Origin of the sequence: Rummeliibacillus sp. TYF005 (genome assembly GCF_003844195.1) — a bacterium.
Lineage (GTDB): Bacteria > Bacillota > Bacilli > Bacillales_A > Planococcaceae > Rummeliibacillus.
On the sequence record NZ_ML122556.1, the window covers coordinates 33800 to 51945 of the forward strand.

At 31.2% G+C, this 18146-nt stretch carries 11 protein-coding genes and 1 pseudogene; all 12 read left to right on the top strand.

Annotated elements, in window-relative coordinates; all coding sequences use genetic code 11:
• Positions 1-114: 114 nt before the first annotated feature.
• The gene (locus CW357_RS09515) at positions 115-1347 is read left to right on the top strand and encodes an ATP-binding protein (protein WP_119416451.1); all 1233 of its coding nucleotides are present in this window, start codon (positions 115-117) and stop codon (positions 1345-1347) included.
• Between the two features lie 287 nt (positions 1348-1634).
• Positions 1635-4835, top strand: a complete 3201-nt coding sequence (locus CW357_RS09520) for a BTAD domain-containing putative transcriptional regulator (RefSeq protein WP_164489575.1) — start codon at positions 1635-1637, stop codon at positions 4833-4835.
• Between the two features lie 90 nt (positions 4836-4925).
• Positions 4926-5271: pseudogene (locus CW357_RS09525) on the top strand (3-oxoacyl-[acyl-carrier-protein] synthase III C-terminal domain-containing protein); the annotation flags it as partial.
• 1 nt (position 5272) lies between these two features.
• Complete coding sequence (locus tag CW357_RS09530) at positions 5273-6169, top strand: intracellular short-chain-length polyhydroxyalkanoate depolymerase (RefSeq protein WP_119417293.1); 897 nt, start codon at positions 5273-5275, stop codon at positions 6167-6169.
• Positions 6170-6181: 12 nt separating this feature from the next.
• Positions 6182-6922, top strand: a complete 741-nt coding sequence (gene fabG / locus CW357_RS09535; RefSeq protein ID WP_119417294.1) for a 3-oxoacyl-ACP reductase FabG — start codon at positions 6182-6184, stop codon at positions 6920-6922.
• Positions 6923-6932: 10 nt separating this feature from the next.
• A complete protein-coding gene (locus CW357_RS09540) occupies positions 6933-8390 on the top strand; it encodes a class I adenylate-forming enzyme family protein (RefSeq protein ID WP_124217901.1) in 1458 nt (485 codons plus the stop codon).
• 493 nt (positions 8391-8883) lie between these two features.
• Positions 8884-9957, top strand: coding sequence for a WG repeat-containing protein (locus CW357_RS09545; RefSeq protein WP_124217902.1), 1074 nt, complete (start codon positions 8884-8886; stop codon positions 9955-9957).
• Between the two features lie 328 nt (positions 9958-10285).
• Positions 10286-11587 (top strand): right-handed parallel beta-helix repeat-containing protein, encoded by a 1302-nt coding sequence (locus tag CW357_RS09550; protein WP_124217903.1) that lies wholly within the window; start codon positions 10286-10288, stop codon positions 11585-11587.
• Positions 11588-11815: 228 nt separating this feature from the next.
• Positions 11816-14005, top strand: coding sequence for an NAD-dependent epimerase/dehydratase family protein (locus CW357_RS09555; RefSeq protein WP_124217904.1), 2190 nt, complete (start codon positions 11816-11818; stop codon positions 14003-14005).
• The gene (locus CW357_RS09560; protein ID WP_124217905.1) at positions 14002-14910 is read left to right on the top strand and encodes a hypothetical protein; all 909 of its coding nucleotides are present in this window, start codon (positions 14002-14004) and stop codon (positions 14908-14910) included. The genes CW357_RS09555 and CW357_RS09560 overlap by 4 nt, the downstream gene beginning before the upstream one ends.
• Entirely contained in the window at positions 14894-16732 is a 1839-nt protein-coding gene (locus CW357_RS09565) for a DUF2194 domain-containing protein (protein ID WP_124217906.1), read from the top strand. The genes CW357_RS09560 and CW357_RS09565 overlap by 17 nt, the downstream gene beginning before the upstream one ends.
• Positions 16733-18145, top strand: a complete 1413-nt coding sequence (pelF, locus tag CW357_RS09570; RefSeq protein WP_124217907.1) for a GT4 family glycosyltransferase PelF — start codon at positions 16733-16735, stop codon at positions 18143-18145.
• Position 18146: the final 1 nt, after the last annotated feature.

Sequence of the window (18146 nt, forward strand, 5' to 3'; positions counted from 1 at the left end):
AACGATAATATAAAATATTTTAAATTAATGTATTAATACCATTAGTCTATCATTATTTGGAAACTTATGAAATAATAGAGGCGACCCCAAATTTTGGTGGAAGGAAGTACTATTTTGTTATCAACATTTCTCATTAATTTTTTATTTTTATTGATCCCGTTTGTGGTCTATTTTGTCTTTTGTGATTATCGAAATCTAAAAAACTATAGTTTGACTTTTACTCTTCTAGCATCTGTTACAATGGTATTGTGTCTGTTATTCCCAATCCATTTGCATAGCGGTTTTATAGTCGATTTGCGATATATTCCATTTATATTAGTTGGATTATATCTTGGTTTTAAAAATATATTGTTCTTATACATAGTTCTTAATATATGTCGAACGTTAATCGGTGGGGAAGGGATTATACAATCATTTTTATATTCGACATTGGTTTTAATAGTCGTATCTTTGTGTCATCGGAAGTTTAAACAATTAAACGTAAAGCCTCGTATTATTTTTGGGTCAGTGTTGGCTTTATTGAATGTATTATTCTACCTATTTACTCTTCAGTTTCAGGTTCCAGATAATAAAGAGTTCTGGATGTTGGCCATTAACTTAACAAGTACATACTTTATCATGTCATTTATAATTTTCAGCTTAATAGAGCGCATCTTACAGAATTTAAGAACACGTGAAAAGATTGCTCAATCTGAGAAATTCCATGTAATTAGTGAATTATCAGCAAGTGTAGCTCATGAAATTCGAAATCCTTTAACGACTACTTCTGGATTTTTACAATTATTAAGTAATTCGAATTCAATTTCAGAAAATGACAAGGGCTATATTGACTACTCATTACAAGAATTGCAACGAGCTGAGAAAATTGTAAGTGATTTTCTTACTTTTTCAAAACCTCAAGATGACCTGTTAGAAGAAACAAATCTAATCGAAGATATAAAATATGCCAAGAATATATTGATTCCTTATGCGAATATGCATCATGTTCAAATGAAAATAAGTTTTCACAACTCATTACATAGAAAATTAAACACAACACTAATGCGTCAATGCTTTATAAACCTCTTTAAAAACGGGATTGAGGCGATGAAAGATAGCGGCGGAATATTATGCATAAAAGTATTAGAACATAAAAACAATATAATCATTAAAATCACTGATTCAGGTATAGGAATGGATGAACAAGAAATTTTGTCGATTGCAAAGCCATATTATTCAACTAAAAATGATGGAACGGGCCTTGGGATGGTCATCGTTTATAATGCCATTCACAATGTTGGCGGGCAAGTAAATGTTGAAAGTTCAAAAGGAAAAGGTACTACATTTACCATCACGATTCCTGTTTAGAACTATAGAAATGAAAGGATATACTCTTTAAATAGGGTATATCTTTTTTTGTCCAAAAAATGAATAAATGATTCTCCCAGAGGGATATCGTGAATATTTAAACATTTATATATATAAATTTGCATATAGTAAAAGCTGAAAATGAATTTCGAATCATTTTCAAATAGTTAGAGGATATCTAATCTGAATATTGAAATGTTAATGTATAAAGTATTAAATGTTTCATAGTATATCGAATTTCAAATTAATGAATATATACTAATGTATAAATGCAAAGGGGATCTATTATGGACGAAAATATATTGTTATCTAAACTGATTCCACCTGAACCAGCAGCGCATTATATGAGAAGAGCAAGAGTGATGAAAAAACTTTCAAATAGCCATAATGCTAAACTCACCATATTACATAGTGGAGCTGGATTTGGTAAAAGTTCTGCATTAGCACAATTTTTAGCTGATCAATCAATTGCTTATTCATGGTATCAAGTAACGGCAGATGATGATGATATTTTACCTTTTTTGCGTCATTTGTTTTATAGTGTAAGACGTGTGATCCCATCTTTTGGAGATCAGATGAAAGGTTGGGATCAGTTATCTACAGTTCCTAAAACGGAGGAATTAAACAAACTCTATATTATGTTTGCAAATGAGTTTTGCAAAATTCGAGAGCCGTTCTTTGTCGTACTGGATGATTATTATTTAGTAGATCATATATATCAAATTCATTTTATTATGGAAAAACTTATTCTCCATTTACCATCAAATGTCCATCTCATTGTATCATCAAGAATTTATCCCTCATGGAATTGTTTACGAAACCTAAGATTGACCAATCAACTTGTAGAATGTGTAGAAGCGGATTTTGTTTTTTCAACAGAAGAAATTCAGGTGTTTTTTGAAGATTATTTTGAACAATCTATTACGGAAGAACAAGTGAAACAAATATCCAAGGCTACGGATGGTTGGGCGATTGCCATTCTTTTTTTAGCTACTCAAACAAATAATTTAGAAAAATCTATTGATAAATTACAGAGCCCAAAAACTAGTGATATATTTCATTATTTATCAGATGAAGTATTTGAATCTCTTGAAGAATTTGAGAAGGAAGTAACTTTAAAATTCAGTATTTTTGAAACATTTTCTCATAAAGTAATTGAAGAATTCTATGGAAAGAATTTTTCAGAGGTTCTTACCAAACTTGTTAAAAAGCATTCGTTTATACAGCCTCTAAGTGGGTATAGTGAATTTCGATACCATGTACTTTTTCAACAATTTTTGGAACTGAAAATGATGGAACAGAATATAGATGAATTTAATAGATTACATTACAACGCTACTATTTTCTTTACGAAGAAACAAAATGCAATTCAAGCTGTTTATCACGCTATGAAAACAAAAAACGAAGATATCATTGCTAAGACAATCATCAGGTTTGCTAGTCAATTTTTAGAAGAAGGAAAATATGATTGGTTGATTGAGAAAATTCGAGAGTTATCAAAGGATACTATGGTTCAAAATTTTCAACTCTACTATTTTGTAGGTGAAAGCCAAAGATTTCGAGCACAGTATAAAAAAGCACGCACCGCCTATGAGAAATGTCTGGAATTCGCAAAAAGACATGGAAATTATGAACTTATGTTAAGAGCAAAAATAGGATTAGCACATATCTATTTAGATACAATTCAGCCATCGCTTGCAGAAGGTTATTTACAAGAAGCATTAGATTTGGCGGAACATACACAAATTGAAAAAGAACAATTACAATTTATACAAAAACAATACGCTGAGAATCTAGTAAATTTGGGAAAACCGTTCGAAGCAGAACAATGGATTGAAGAAGTTGGACTTTCAACTGAAATATTACTGCATGGAAATTTAGATGTAAGAATATTGCTTCGACAAGGGGAATTTCAGCAAGCAAAAAAGTTAATAGAAACTCGTTTAGATTCGAGTGGTGTACGATTGGATGCATATCGAGAAACAGATGTACTCTATTCATTTATCTTAACTCTATTAGGTGAAAATAAAGGCGCATTAGAAATTGCTAATAAAAGTATTATTAAAAAAGACAATCAGTTTTCACAATACCATCTATCAATAGCTTATCTACGAAAAGGTCATACTTTACTTGTATTAAATCCATATAATGTTTTAGATGCAGAAAAATATTACTTGAAGTCTATTGAAATCATGGATAATTTGCAAGTGAATCGTGCAAAGGCAGAATCTTATATGGGTTTAGCAATCGTTAAAAGTAGGCAATACCATTTCGAAGATGGTATCATGTTTGCGGAATTAGGGTTAGAAGAAACGGAGAGAGTTCATGATCATTGGGTTTCAGCATTACTTTATACAGCCTTAACAATTATATATGTCGAGCATGGACAATTGAAAGAAGCTAAAAAGGCCATTTCACTTGCGAAGGGAAAATTTTCGGATGCAGACTATTTTGGTATCATAATCGTTAATTTTTGGTCTGCCTATATTGCTTATTTAGAAAAAGATGATCAAGTCTTTTTGAATACTTTTAAAGATTGCATCTCTATTTTGATGGAACAAAAATATGAATTTTTTATAACAGCACAACATATTTTTGGACCAGTGCAAAGTTTAGTATGGTGGAAAATGGTTGACCATTGGAAAAGGCTCCAAGATACTGATACTTCTGCACCTCTTATGATAAAGGTGTATGAATTATTAGAAGTAGACACTAGTCAGGCTGTTCCTACATATGTGTATAAGATTCAATTGCTGGGAAAAGTAACGATTTTTCGAGATAATCATGAAATAGATGAAAAATCATGGCAACGAGAGAAAGCGAAAGAATTATTTCTTTATCTATATATGAATCATTCAAGATTTGTTTCAAAAGAAGAAATTGTCAATGCGTTATGGCCAAAAACAACAGATCAGGCAAGCCTTAGAGACTTTAAAGTTGTTTATAATGCATTGCTTAAAGTATTGGAACCTAATCGATTGCCTCGCTCAGAAAGTGCCTATATTATTCGGAAACAATCGATGTATAAACTAGTTACAGAACACTGTATAACGAGTGATTACATTTCTTTTAAGGAATTTATTCATTATGGAATAGAAGAAATGAATCCGACATTTTCAAATGAATGGTTAATGCGTGGTATTCAATTATATACAGGAGAATTAATCGCAGATAAACCTTATTTATACTGGGTTCAAAATTTTAGAGAAGAAGCAAAGCAACTTTATATGGAAGCTGTGGAGAGAGTGGCACAAAATTTTGTTCGATTAAAGGAATTTAACAAAACAATTTATTGGGCAGAGCATTTGCTGAAAATGGATAATACTTGGGAAGAAGCGTATCGACTAATAATGTACGGTTATTATCAATTACATAATCGTGCACAAGCAGTAAAATGGTTTGAAAAATGTGAAAGAATATTAAAGAAAGAATTGAATATTGAACCAATGGAAACAACCGTCCAAATGTATGACATGATATTAAAATGACCTCTCGAATAATCGTTAGGTCATTTTGTTTTGTAACCCATTTGTAACTTACAACCTTTATGATAAAACCACAAATATGAAAGCGCTTTAATAAAAGCCGGACTTGAACAAAAATCGCTAGATAATTTTTTAAAAGTAATCAGACGTTCACTGCAGAAAAGTGGTTATGACGAATCAAAATTATCTTATTTAGCAAAGCTGCATATGAAAAAATCAGCTCATGTTTATGTTCGACAAGCATTGGAGCTAAAAGAAACACAATCGATCTATCGTCATATTATGTCATATCGGACAAATAGATCAAATATTATCACTAGATCTTGCATTAGAAGAAGGTAAAATTAAAAATGGAGACATTATCACATTTGTAAGCGCTGGAATAGGCTATGTATGGGGTGCAGTGACAATTCGGTGGGGCCGTGAAAGGTGGTATTGATATGACAAATCAACAAGAAACATTGAAAAAAATAAATTTATCAAATGGAGAAACAATTGCATATCGTGAAAAATCCGGTGGTGAAGAAATACTTATTTTAGTGCATGGTAATATGACATCTTCAAAACATTGGGATGTCCTTATTGAAAAATTAGATAAACGATTTACCGTCTATGCGCCAGATTTAAGAGGATTTGGTCAATCATCGTATCATCAACGAATTCAACATATTAAAGACTTCAGCGATGATCTAAAGTTATGGATTGAAGCTTTAGGTTTAAAGAATTTCTCATTAATGGGATGGTCAACTGGTGGAGCAGTAGCTATGCAATTTTGCGCGGATTATCCAGGACTATGCCAAAGACTAATATTATTAGCATCAGCTTCCACAAGAGGGTATGCATTTTTTGATACAAACCTAGACGGTACACCGAATTATTCGAAGAGGCTATTAACGTTGGAAGAGGTGGAAAATGACAAAGGTAAAACGTTAGCGATGCAATGGTTATACGATACAAAGAATAGAGATGGGTTAAAAGCGGTATGGAATGCATTAATCTACACGCATAACCAACCAACACAAGAACAATATGAAGCTTATATAGATGATATGTTAACACAGCGTAATCTTGCTGATGTGTATTATGCATTAAATACTTTTAATATCAGCGCTGTCGATAACGAAGTAAGTATAGGCCACAATGAGGTAGCGAAAATTCAAATACCGACGCTCATTCTGTATGGTGAACGAGATTATGTGGTAGGAGAAAGTATGACAAATGAGATTATTGAAGATTTTGAGGGGAGAGCGCAGGTTGTAAAACTAAGTAATTGTGGTCATTCAGCGTTGATTGATGATTTACCTCAACTTGTTGAAGCGGTTGAACATTTTATATAAGGGGGAATCACAATGCGTTTACAAGACAAAGTGGCAATTATTACAGGTGGTGCTAGTGGGATTGGTTTAGCAGCAGTAAAACGGTTTGCAAATGAAGGTGCAACAGTAATTATTGCAGATTATAATTCAGATGCAGGGAAAAAAGTTGAAGAAGAGTTATTAAAAGAAAATCTAAAAGTTTCCTTTTACCAAATAAATGTTGCAGATAAAGAGAGCATAACGAATGTAGTATCAGAAATTCTTAAAGAATTTAACAAGATTGATATTCTAGTTAATAATGCAGGTATTACAAATGATGCTATGCTTTGGAAAATGACAGCAGAACAATTTGATCAAGTGATTGATGTCAATTTAAAAGGTGTCTTCAATTGTACGCAAGCTGTTGTTCCTTCAATGATTGCAAATGGATACGGAAAAATAATTAATACATCTTCAGTTAGTGGAGTATATGGTAATATCGGTCAAACCAATTATGCGGCGACAAAAGCAGCTGTTGTTGGAATGACCAAAACCTGGGCAAAAGAACTTGGTAGAAAAGGAATCAACGTTAATGCAGTTGCACCAGGATTCACTAGAACGCCTATGGTCGAAAAAATGCCAGAAAAAGTCCTCAATCATATGGAATCAATTGTTTCTTTAAATCGATTGGGCATTCCAGATGATATAGCCAATGCCTATTTATTTTTAGCTTCTGATGAGTCTAACTACATTACAGGGCATGTATTACAAGTGGATGGTGGAATTATGATGTAGGGGTGAAAAAATGGGAACCGAGCATTCGTGGATATTAAAAAGAACTGCAATTATGCCAAATAAAATAGCATTAATCGATATTGATTCAGAGAGAAGTTGGACTTATCAGCTTCTTTCTGATGAAATTTATAAATGGTTAGCATTTTTTAAAACTATGGGCTTGCAAAAAAATGATAGAGTAGCCGTAATCGCTGAAAATCGAATTGATTTATTTGCTATTCTTTTTGCATGTGGGATTGGAGGTTATATTTATGTCCCGCTCAATTGGCGATTAAGTGAAGCTGAATTGAACTATATATTAGAAGATTGCACCCCAACCTTACTAATATATGAAGACCGATTCATCTCAATTGTAAGCAGAAATTCACATATAAAGGCACACCCAATTAATGAAGAACTCCCCATAGGAAAAAATAATATAGATAACAATGGGAATAATTCCGAAGATGCTTGGTTGTTAATATATACTGGTGGTACTACCGGCAAACCTAAAGGTGTCGTAATATCTTATAAAGCAGTAAATTGGAATGCTTTTAATACAATCATCAGTTGGAATCTAAGTAGTGATGATTGTACATTAAATTATATGCCTTTGTTTCATACCGGGGGACTAAATGCATTGTCCATTCCAATCTTAATGGTAGGTGGTACGGTAGTTGTTGGAAAAAAGTTTAATCCTCAAGAAGCTGTCAAAGCACTAAATAAATACAAAACAACTATTTCACTATTTGTCCCAACTATGTATCAGGCCATTATTAAAACAGAGGATTTTCAACGTACAACTTTTCCAACAGTTAAAGTCTTTTTATCGGGTGGTTCACCTTGTCCTCTGACGATTTATAACGCTTTCCAACAAAAAGGATTAAGCTTTAAAGAAGGGTACGGATTAACAGAAGCAGGACCTAATAATTTTGTCATTCATCCTGAAGTAGCAGCGAAAAAAAGAGGATCAGTTGGTAAAGCCATGCAATTCAATCAAATTAAAATACTAGATTCAGAAGGAAAAGAATGTGAAGTCGATGAGATAGGTGAACTTTTTATAAGTGGAAATCACGTATTTACTGAGTATTGGAAAAACCAGGAAGAAACAGCGAAAGTTAAAAAGAATGGATGGCTTCGTACTGGAGACCTGGCCAAACAAGATCGAGATGGTGATATTTACATTATTGGACGGATAAAAGAGATGATTATTACAGGTGGAGAAAATGTTTATCCGCAAGAAGTAGAACAGTGTATTATTACACACCCAAAAGTCTTGGAAGTAGCTGTAGTAGGTACGCCTGATCTACACTGGGGAGAAGTTGTAACAGCTTTTATTGTAGGAAAAAATAACTTTAATAATATCGAAGAAATACAAGAACATTGCAGAAATTTTCTTGGAGGTTATAAAATTCCGCGACGAATCTTTTTTGTAGCAGCACTACCAAAAACTCATGTTGGCAAGATTGATAAGAAGAGATTAACTTAATAGAAGCTTAAAAGACCTAATTTTAATATTGTAAGTGAAATTCAATACGAGAGAGGCAAATTTCCGTCTTCGGACGGCAATTTGCCTCTTTCTTTCTCTCTTTTTTATTCCTTTTCAATCAGAAGTTTTAGTGTTTGCTCAAGGTTGACTACAAATATCACTGTTGCTTCTTGGATCTCCATGCCAAACAGAATTGATGATAAATGAAGAATCATACCCATGTTTTAAGAGGGGAACGGAAATACAAGGCTTAAAATGAAAAAAAGCAAGTGTGAGAACAAATTGAGCATTCACATACTTGCAATAAAAATCAGAGAGGACTTTTTCAGTGTGTCCTTAATAATTATTAGGTCTATTACTGTATATGAATTTGGATGACTAAAATACATTAAATTTGATATAATTACATTATTTGGTTATCATAAATCTTAAATTGGTATGAAATAATTAGCCAAAAATATAATGTGAAATTATAAAAGAGGAGCATGCTAAAATGTTAGGAATTTATAAAAAAATCTCGATATTATTTTTTTTACTATTTTTAATATTTAACTGTATATCAATATCAGCAAACGCTATGAGTGTAGAGGAAAGTAATATAATTTCTTTAGAGGATTTTGACAAGGTGGTTCAACCATTCGGGTCAAAATTAATAGCTGTGAAAATAAATGGGAAATGGGGATATATGAATACACAAGGAAAATTGGTTATTCCAGCAACTTTTCAAGAGGCTCATAATTTTAGTGAAGGATTAGCATCGGTTAAGAGTAATGAAAAATGGGGATACATAGATACAACAGGTAAGTTTGTGATAAAGGCTGAATATGAAGGCGTAGCAGTTACGTTTAATAATAACTACACACAAGTGGAAAGGAAAGGAAAGTGGGGCGTTATTAATAAAAAAGGGAATATCATTATTCCGATAAAGTATTCCAAAATAAATCCTGTGAATGAAGGATTGGCAAGTGTTAAGTTAGGAAACAAATATGGTTTTATTAATTTAAAAGGCAAATTAGTAATATCAACGAAGTATGAAGATGCATATAATTTTCACAATGGATTAGCACCAGTTAAAAGTAAAGGAAAATGGGGCTATATAAATAAGTCAGGAAAATTGGTGATTTCTTATAAATATATCGCTGCAGAAAGCTTTAATAATGGTTATGCAAGAGTAGTGATAAAAAAAGGAGGTAATTATTTATACGGTGTAATTGATAAAGCTGGTAAACAAATAATAATACCTAAATTTTATCAAATATTATCATTAAACAATGGAATTGCACCTTATCTTCTTCAGAATTCATCTGGTGAAATATCAATGGGGTATATCTCTTTGAAAACAGGTAAGAATTTATTTAAAGTAAAAAAATCCATCCAAGTGTTTTCGGAAGGTTATGGTTTTGCTTCTTATAAAGAAAACTTATTAAATGTGATATATGATCGTAACGGGAAAAAAATATATTTGAAAAATAAATATTATGATATTTCACCACTTAAGAATGGATACGCAATTGGCACTCTTGACTTTGAAGAAGCTAATTTCAGAATTATTCATAAAGTAAAGTAAAGAATTATAGAGTTTTAAAAAATTTTAAAATAAAAATCAAATCTAAATTTTAAAAATTTGTTACTTTGTCGAATTATGAAAGATAAAATCGATTTAAGTAAAAAACATACTAATATATCTACAGTTTTTAAGCTGTGATTTAGTTAAAAGTATTAATTTGTTCAATAAATATCAAAAATATGTAAAAATCAAGTAAATAAATAATAACTTGAATATTTCAAAAATATGCATTATGCTTTTTCTATGCTTTTTTTCATAAGCATTTAGTAACATTTAATATCCATAGTGAATAAAGTATTTAAATGAAAGGGGATATTGTTATATAAAAATGGTATTTTATGTATATAACCATTATATTATGTCTTTTATAATCTTGTTTTCTATTTTCTTTTTTATGACACCAAGTGCAAATGCAGAAAATTCTAATCCTCAACATCAATACTATGTTTCTACAACCGGGAATGATGAAAATACAGGTACAATTGACAACCCATGGTTAACAATTCAAAAAGCTGCAAACAGTACAAAACCTGGTGACACAGTGTTTGTTCGAGAAGGAATTTATTCGGAATTTGTAACAATATTAAATTCAGGAACAGAAGATGATGGATATATAACATTTAAGGCTTATCCTGGTGAAAAACCTGTATTGGATGCGAAAAAAAAAGAGGTGAAAGTTGGAAATATTGCATTTTTCACACTTAAAAAAGCAAGTTATATTATAATCGATGGATTTGAAATGAAGAATCTATTAACAAATGGTTCAGAGTATTATCCGAATGGTATTTTAGTTACAGAAGAAAGTGACAATATCAAATTACTGAATAATAATATACATCATATTGAAAACCATTCGATTAAAGGAAATGCCCACGGGATATTAATATATGGCAATTCATCCACTTCGATTCATGATATTACGATTCAAAATAATCAAATTCATCATTTAACATTAGGATATAGTGAAGCGCTAACACTTAGTGGAAATGTTGAAAAATTTATAGTTTCGAATAATAAGGTTTTCAACAACAATAATATAGGCATCGATGTTGCAGGATTTTACAAAGCGTGTCCATCAAATTGTATCGATCAAGTGAGAGATGGAAAAATATCAAATAACATGGTTTATAAAAATTCTTCTAAAAATAATCCGGTCTATAATGGGCACTTAGCAGCAGGAGGAATTTATGCAGATGGATCAACAAAAATTGTGATTCACAATAATTTAGTATACAAAAATGACTTTGGTATTGAATTAGCGAGTGAAAATTACGGAAAGAAGACAAGTTATATTACTGTAGAAAATAATAATATTTTCAATAATAATGGCGCTGGACTTATTATAGGAGGAGCCTCAAAATCGAATGGTGGAGCATTTAAAAATATTATCAGGAATAATGAGTTTTCTTTAAATGATCGATTAAATCAAGGATATGGTGAGATAACTCTCCAATATCAAGTTAATATGAACCAGTTTCTTAATAATATATTTTACATTAATAAAAATACAGAATTATTCCATTTCAGTGATAAAAAAGAGAAAAGTAATACGATAAATAATAATAAAGAATATTTTCAGATACTTTTTTCTCCTCACTATGATCTAATGATATTTAAAGATTTTACTTAGTTCAATTTTATCCGCAATAATTCGCTATCCCCACATCCAGAAATTCAAAAGAATAGTAAAAGAAATATAGAATAATAGAATACTCATTCACGACTAGATTTGTAATTATATTGTTATATTGTTATATGGTAATTTTTTTAAAAGTAATTTTCATTATTTTTATTAACTATTATTAAGAATATTATGTTATAAAATGTATTTTAATATATTAAGATAGGGGCTAAATGAATGAAAGTATTAATAACAGGAGGATATGGTTTTATAGGCTCGCATGTTGCAGATCGATTTTATAAAGAAGATTATGAAATTTTCATCATTGATAACATGGAAACGGGTAGTAAGAAAAATATTTCGTTCAAACATAAGGGATATGAACTTGCAGTAGAAGATCCTAAATGTGAGGAAATATTCAAAAATGTACAATTTGATGTGGTTGTACACCTTGCAGCACAAGTAAGTGTACCCAAATCATTTGAAAATCCGAGAAAAGATACTGCATCCAACGTAGTAGGATTAGTAAATATGTTAACTCTTTCAAAAAAGTATAACGTTAAAAAGTTTATATTTGCTTCTTCCGCCGCTGTTTACGGTATGAATGAAAACCTGCCATTACATGAAGAAGAGCTTTGTGAACCAATCTCACCCTATGGAATTAGCAAGTGGGTAGGGGAATCCTATTGCCAAAAGTGGAATGAAATATATGGCTTTGAATGTGTATGCTTCCGCTTTGCTAATGTCTATGGACCTAGACAGAATAATCAAGGTGAAGGAGGCGTCGTTTCAATATTTGTAAACAATACTCTTGAAAAAAAATCACTACAAATTTTTGGTGATGGAGGACAAACAAGAGATTTTATCTTTGTAAAAGATATAGCAGATGCGATTTATCGAGCCTCTAATTCTCATATAAGTGGAACATATAATTTATCAACGAATACAGAAACTAGTGTAAATGATTTAGTCGAAATATTGAAAAATATACATGGAGAAGTTAAAGTCGACTATCTGCCTGCTAAAAAAGGTGATATCTACCAATCTGTATTAAGCAATGATAAAGTAAAAAATCATCTTGATTGGAGTCCAATATATGATATAGCTCATGGATTAGAAATGACTTATGAGTGGGCAATTGCGAAACAAGCTGAACAAGAAACTGCAGCAAGTACTGTTGGGCAAAAAAAAAAGTCTAAAGAATGGATGCAATTTACGAAACCCTTCCAACCTTATATAGAAAATTTTCTAGTTTTTACAATCATTGCTTGGTTATTATTATCACAACAAGTATCATTTTTAAAACCAATAGATATCAGCATCTTTTATATTGTAATTATGGGGATAATTTATGGAAGTATACAAGCGTTTTTGTCAGTTGGATTTTCTGTTTACTTATTAGTAGTTCAAAAGTTGGCAGAAGGCAGAGAGTTTGTATCACTTCTTTATGATACTTCATTTTTCTTTCAGGTTGCACTTTTTCTTTTTGTAGGACTAGTAGTCGGTTATACAGTGCAAAGAAAAACGAATAAACTTCAAGAGCAACGTCAAAAAATAGAAGACCTTGAAGAACGATATGAATTTATAGATGGTATTCATACTGAACTTCGAGAAATAAAAGACGAGTTACAATTACGCGTATTAAATAGCGAAGATAGCTTCGGGAAAATTTACTCAATTGTAAAAGAATTGGATGAATTAGAGCCTGAAAAAGTCTTAACAAGATCTGTAAATGTTGTACAAAGTATTATGGGATCCGAGAACGTTTCTATTTACGTATTCAATAAAAACAAATCATTTTTAAGATTAGTAGCTAATGCGGATTATTCGAAATACTCGAATAATAACTCGATGAAAGTAGATGAATCTAAATTTGTTCAATCTATTTTAAAAACAGGTAAAATTTTTGTGAATAAAGCTCTATTACCAAATACGCCTATTATGGCTGCACCAATCTTCCATAATCATGAAATATCGGCAGTCATAACAATCGAAGGTTTAGATTTCGATAAGATTTCTTTATATCATGAAAATCTATTCAAAGTTACAACAGAACTGGCAGAAGCAGCATTAGATCGAGCTTTGAGCTATATCGATGCGACTGAAGTAAATCGTTTCGTTCAAAATACCCAAATATTAACAGAAGAAGTTTTTAAAAAGATTATTGAAAATAAAAAAGAAGCAAAGAAAAAACATAATATGCCATTTGTGGTTCTCGAAGGAGATTATGTTGGAAGTGATATACAAGAATATTCTAGTAAATTAATATGCCTTTTAAGAGAAACAGATTATATTGGGCGTTTAAATAATCAACGTATTGCAGTAGTTCTTTCAAATACAAAAGAAGAAGACGTCCAACTTGTACTATCTAGATTTAAATCGGTAGGTATAAATATGAAATTGTTGGAAGAGGAGATGTATATATGATATACATATACCTTTTGTATGTTGTTATATCTGCTATTATTCTTGCTTTTATTTCGAACAAAAATATGAAAGAATGGCTTTTTAAAACGGTTGTCATTATTTTTTTACCTATTATAGGATGGTTATTACCAATCATTTGGCCAAAAAAGGTCATTAGAAATAAAGGCGAATCTTTAGAAGATTATCTTAAACAACAAAATGAAGATATTGCAATTGAACTAATGGCTACAAAAGAGATTATTGAAAGAGAAAAAGAATTGGATATTATTCCAATTGAGGAAGCACTAGTTGTTAGCGAATATACAACTAGAAGAAAAGTAATGTTAGATGTATTAAAGAAAGACGCCATTCAATATATGGATGTTATTAAAATGGCCATCCTAAATGATGATACTGAAACATCACATTTTGCGGTAACAGCGGTTCTGGAAGTGAAACGAAAATTAACGCTGGCACTTCAAACCTTTTCTGTTGAATTTGAAAAGAAACCTAATGACACATATATTGCAAGTTCATATGCTCAAGTGCTGAAAGAATATATGAAAAGTGGCTTTTTAGATCAGCAAACCTTAAAAAAGTATAAATATACGTATATACAAGTTTTAGGCCAACTCATTGACAATGGTAGTAGAGATACATCTATATTTGAAGAAAAGATGAAAGTAGAGATAGAGCTTCAAGAATTTACTGTTGCTGAAAAAACTGGCTTGATGTATTTAGAGGAATTTCCTAATCTAGAAAATCCATATATATGTCTGCTGAATTATTACTTCACAACGAAATCAAAGAAAAAAATGCAACTAGTTATAGATGAGCTCATGAATTCATCTGTTCAATTTTCCAATCGTGCCCTTACGATAGTTAGATATTGGAGGGAGGAAAATAATTATGTCTATGAAAGATAGTAGCTTCAAAAAAGTAATATTCATCATTGTTATTGTCTTTATCTGTGGTTTAATATTCCAAGTTTCTAGAACACAATTTGTTTTAAAATCACAAGCGAATAAACAGTTAATAGAACAAAAAGATGATATTTTAGCAGGTGCTGTTAATTTATCGAATTATAAGCAATCGTCAGGTAATAGTTATTGTATTTTATATAAAGGAAAAGATAAACACGGCATAAAAATAAAAAATAACACAAAAAAATCACTGGAGTATATGAAGAAAAAAACTCAAGAGATTAATATTGAAGAAGAGAAAGTCAATTTAGATAAATGTGATGTGACATTACTAACGACTAATCATATAGGGGATATTGGAAAAATAGAGAAAATTGAAAATTATGTATTTAATGGTGGTTATATCTTTGCTATGACTACTCTTGAAATAGATACTAACTATCAAATTATCTATCGTAAACTGGGTATTTCTAGTTTTAGTGAATATATAGATACAAAAGGAATACAACTGATATCAAATGTTTTAATAGGTGAAAAAGGTCTAGAAATTGATGATGAATTTGTATCGAATTTCTCAATTGGTGTAAGCCTTAATGATGAAGCAGAAACGTTAATTAAAAGCATGGATGAAACGCCGCTGTTATGGAAAAGTAAATATGGTAAAGGTGCTTTTATGGTTTTTAATGGCACAATCCTTGAAGAGAAAATTAACCGCGGATTATTAGTGGGGTCCTTAAGTTTGCTTGAACCATATTTTATCTATTCTGTATTTAACGAGAAATTGTTTTATATTGATGATTTCCCAGCTCCAGTTCCTAAAGGGAATAACTCTGTTATTTATAAAGAATATCAACGAGATATCGCCACATTTTTTAATGAAATTTGGTGGCCAAATATGCTCAAAATTGCTGAAAAGTATGACTTAAAGTATACAGGAGGAGTAATTGAATCATATGGAGATAAAGTAACTCCCCCATTTAATAATACAGAAGATAAAGATCGCCACTATTTGATAGAGTATGGACGTGAAATTTTAAAAAGTGGCGGTGAAATAGGGTTTCATGGTTATAATCATCAATCCTTAACGATTGATCAAAATGTATCAGACATTTTCGATTATAATGCTTGGCGAAACGTTGACGAAATGTCTGAATCTATAAAAGAACTCCTTGAATATGCTGAGAATGCGTTTCCTAAATACAAAGTTTCTGCTTATATTCCACCTTCTAATGTATTTTCTCAAGAAGGAAGAGAAGCCTTAAAGGCTGTTTGGCCTAATTTAACAGTCATTAGTTCACTTTATGAAGAAGATATTGTTGGAAGAGCGTATGTACAGGAATTTGAAATTGCAAATGATGGAATTATTGAAATGCCAAGGATTACCTCCGGCTATTTTGAAAGAGATTTTGATCGTTGGGCAGAAGCAAATACAATGACAGGCTTAGGATTTTTCTCTCATTTTGTCCACCCTGATGACGTTATTAGTACAGATAGAAGTAATAATCTTGGATGGAAAGAAATGTATAAAGATTATGAAAAATACATGTCTAGAGTTAATAGAACCTATCCATGGCTACGATCAATGACTTCAACTGAGGGAGCTTTAACACTAGCTAAAACGTTGCAATCTCAAGTAACTTGGAAAAACTCAGAAGACAGTATTGAAGGAACAATTACAAATTATGCACCAAATTTATACTATATTCTTCGTTCCGACAAAAAGATTAAAAGATTACATGATTGCGAATTACAAAAAATCGACACAAATACTTATTTAATAGAAGCAAAAGATGAAAAGTTCAAAATTGAATTGGGGGAATCCTAAATGCGTATATGTTTAATTGCTGAAGGATCTTATCCATATGTCACAGGTGGGGTTTCAAGTTGGATACAAGGTTTGATGACATCTATGAAAGAACATGAATTTATCATTTATGCAATAGGAGCAGAAACAAAACAAAAAGGAAAGTATAAATATCAATTCCCTTCAAACTTAATAGAGATTAAAGAAATATTTTTAGACGAATATCAATTTGAAGAGAAAAAATGGGGACAGCGATACAATTTCACAGCACAACAAAAAGAGAGTTTCAAAGCTTTGTTATCTAATATGAATGTAAATTGGGAAGAATTATTTGATTTAATCCGTAGCAATAAGTTTTCTAATATCAGTGATTTCTTATCGAGTAAAGACTACTTCGATCTTGTAGAGTCTTTAGGGAGACAGCAATATAGTCAAGTACCTTTTACTGAATTGTTTTGGACAATTAGTTCAATGTTACTACCTCTATTATCGATTATTCGACACGATCCACCGGAAGCAGACGTATATCATGCTGTTTCCACAGGTTATGCAGGGGTTATTGGAACTTTAGCGAAGTACTTGTATAATAAGCCGTTAATGTTAACCGAACATGGTATCTATTCCCGAGAAAGAGAGGAGGAAATTATTAAAGCAGACTGGGTAAAAGGTTATTTTAAAGATATTTGGATTAATTATTTTTATACATTATCTAATTCCATTTATATGGCGGCAGATCAAGTAATCACATTATTTAATAGAAATAAGGAAATCGAAGTTGAATTAGGTTGTCCAGAAGATAAGATTCAGATAATTCCTAATGGTGTAAATGTTGATGATTATCAAAATCTAGTTACAATTCCTAAGGATGATATTATTCGTATTGGTGCAATCGTACGCATAGTCCCTATTAAAGACATAAAAACTATGATCCAAAGTTTTGCATTAGTAGAGAAGGAGATTTCAAATATTGAACTTTATATTATGGGGCCAGTTGAAGAAAACCCAACTTATTATGATGAATGTATTCAAATTGTAGAAGCACTTGGTGTAGAGCATGTTATTTTCACTGGTTTAGTTAATATTAAAGATTATTTGGGGAAAATGGATTTCTTACTACTAACAAGTATTAGTGAAGGACAACCATTAGCAATTTTAGAAGGGTTGGCTTGTCGAAAGCCATTTATATGTACAAATGTAGGTGGTTGCAAAGAACTTCTAATGGGTGTAGAGCATGATTTATTTGGACAAGCTGGATTTATTGTGCCTGTGATGCATTATGAAGAAATAGCGCGTTATATTATCGAATTATGTAAGAATCACAAGATGCGAGAACAATTTGGTGAAAACGGATATAAACGTGTCAAAAATAATTATACAAGGCGTGCATTTATTTCGAGTTACCGTGAATTGTATCAATCATTAGGGGGGGAATAAT

Excerpts from the sequence above, each read along its gene's own strand:
- CW357_RS09560 (WP_124217905.1), top strand. The coding sequence starts at position 14,002 with ATGATATACATATACCTTTTGTATGTTGTTATATCTGCTATTATTCTT.
- fabG (WP_119417294.1), top strand. The coding sequence starts at position 6,182 with ATGCGTTTACAAGACAAAGTGGCAATTATTACAGGTGGTGCTAGTGGG.
- pelF (WP_124217907.1), top strand. The coding sequence starts at position 16,733 with ATGCGTATATGTTTAATTGCTGAAGGATCTTATCCATATGTCACAGGT.
- CW357_RS09555 (WP_124217904.1), top strand. The coding sequence starts at position 11,816 with ATGAAAGTATTAATAACAGGAGGATATGGTTTTATAGGCTCGCATGTT.
- CW357_RS09550 (WP_124217903.1), top strand. The coding sequence starts at position 10,286 with ATGGTATTTTATGTATATAACCATTATATTATGTCTTTTATAATCTTG.
- CW357_RS09520 (WP_164489575.1), top strand. The coding sequence starts at position 1,635 with ATGGACGAAAATATATTGTTATCTAAACTGATTCCACCTGAACCAGCA.
- CW357_RS09545 (WP_124217902.1), top strand. The coding sequence starts at position 8,884 with ATGTTAGGAATTTATAAAAAAATCTCGATATTATTTTTTTTACTATTT.
- CW357_RS09540 (WP_124217901.1), top strand. The coding sequence starts at position 6,933 with ATGGGAACCGAGCATTCGTGGATATTAAAAAGAACTGCAATTATGCCA.
- CW357_RS09530 (WP_119417293.1), top strand. The coding sequence starts at position 5,273 with ATGACAAATCAACAAGAAACATTGAAAAAAATAAATTTATCAAATGGA.
- CW357_RS09565 (WP_124217906.1), top strand. The coding sequence starts at position 14,894 with ATGTCTATGAAAGATAGTAGCTTCAAAAAAGTAATATTCATCATTGTT.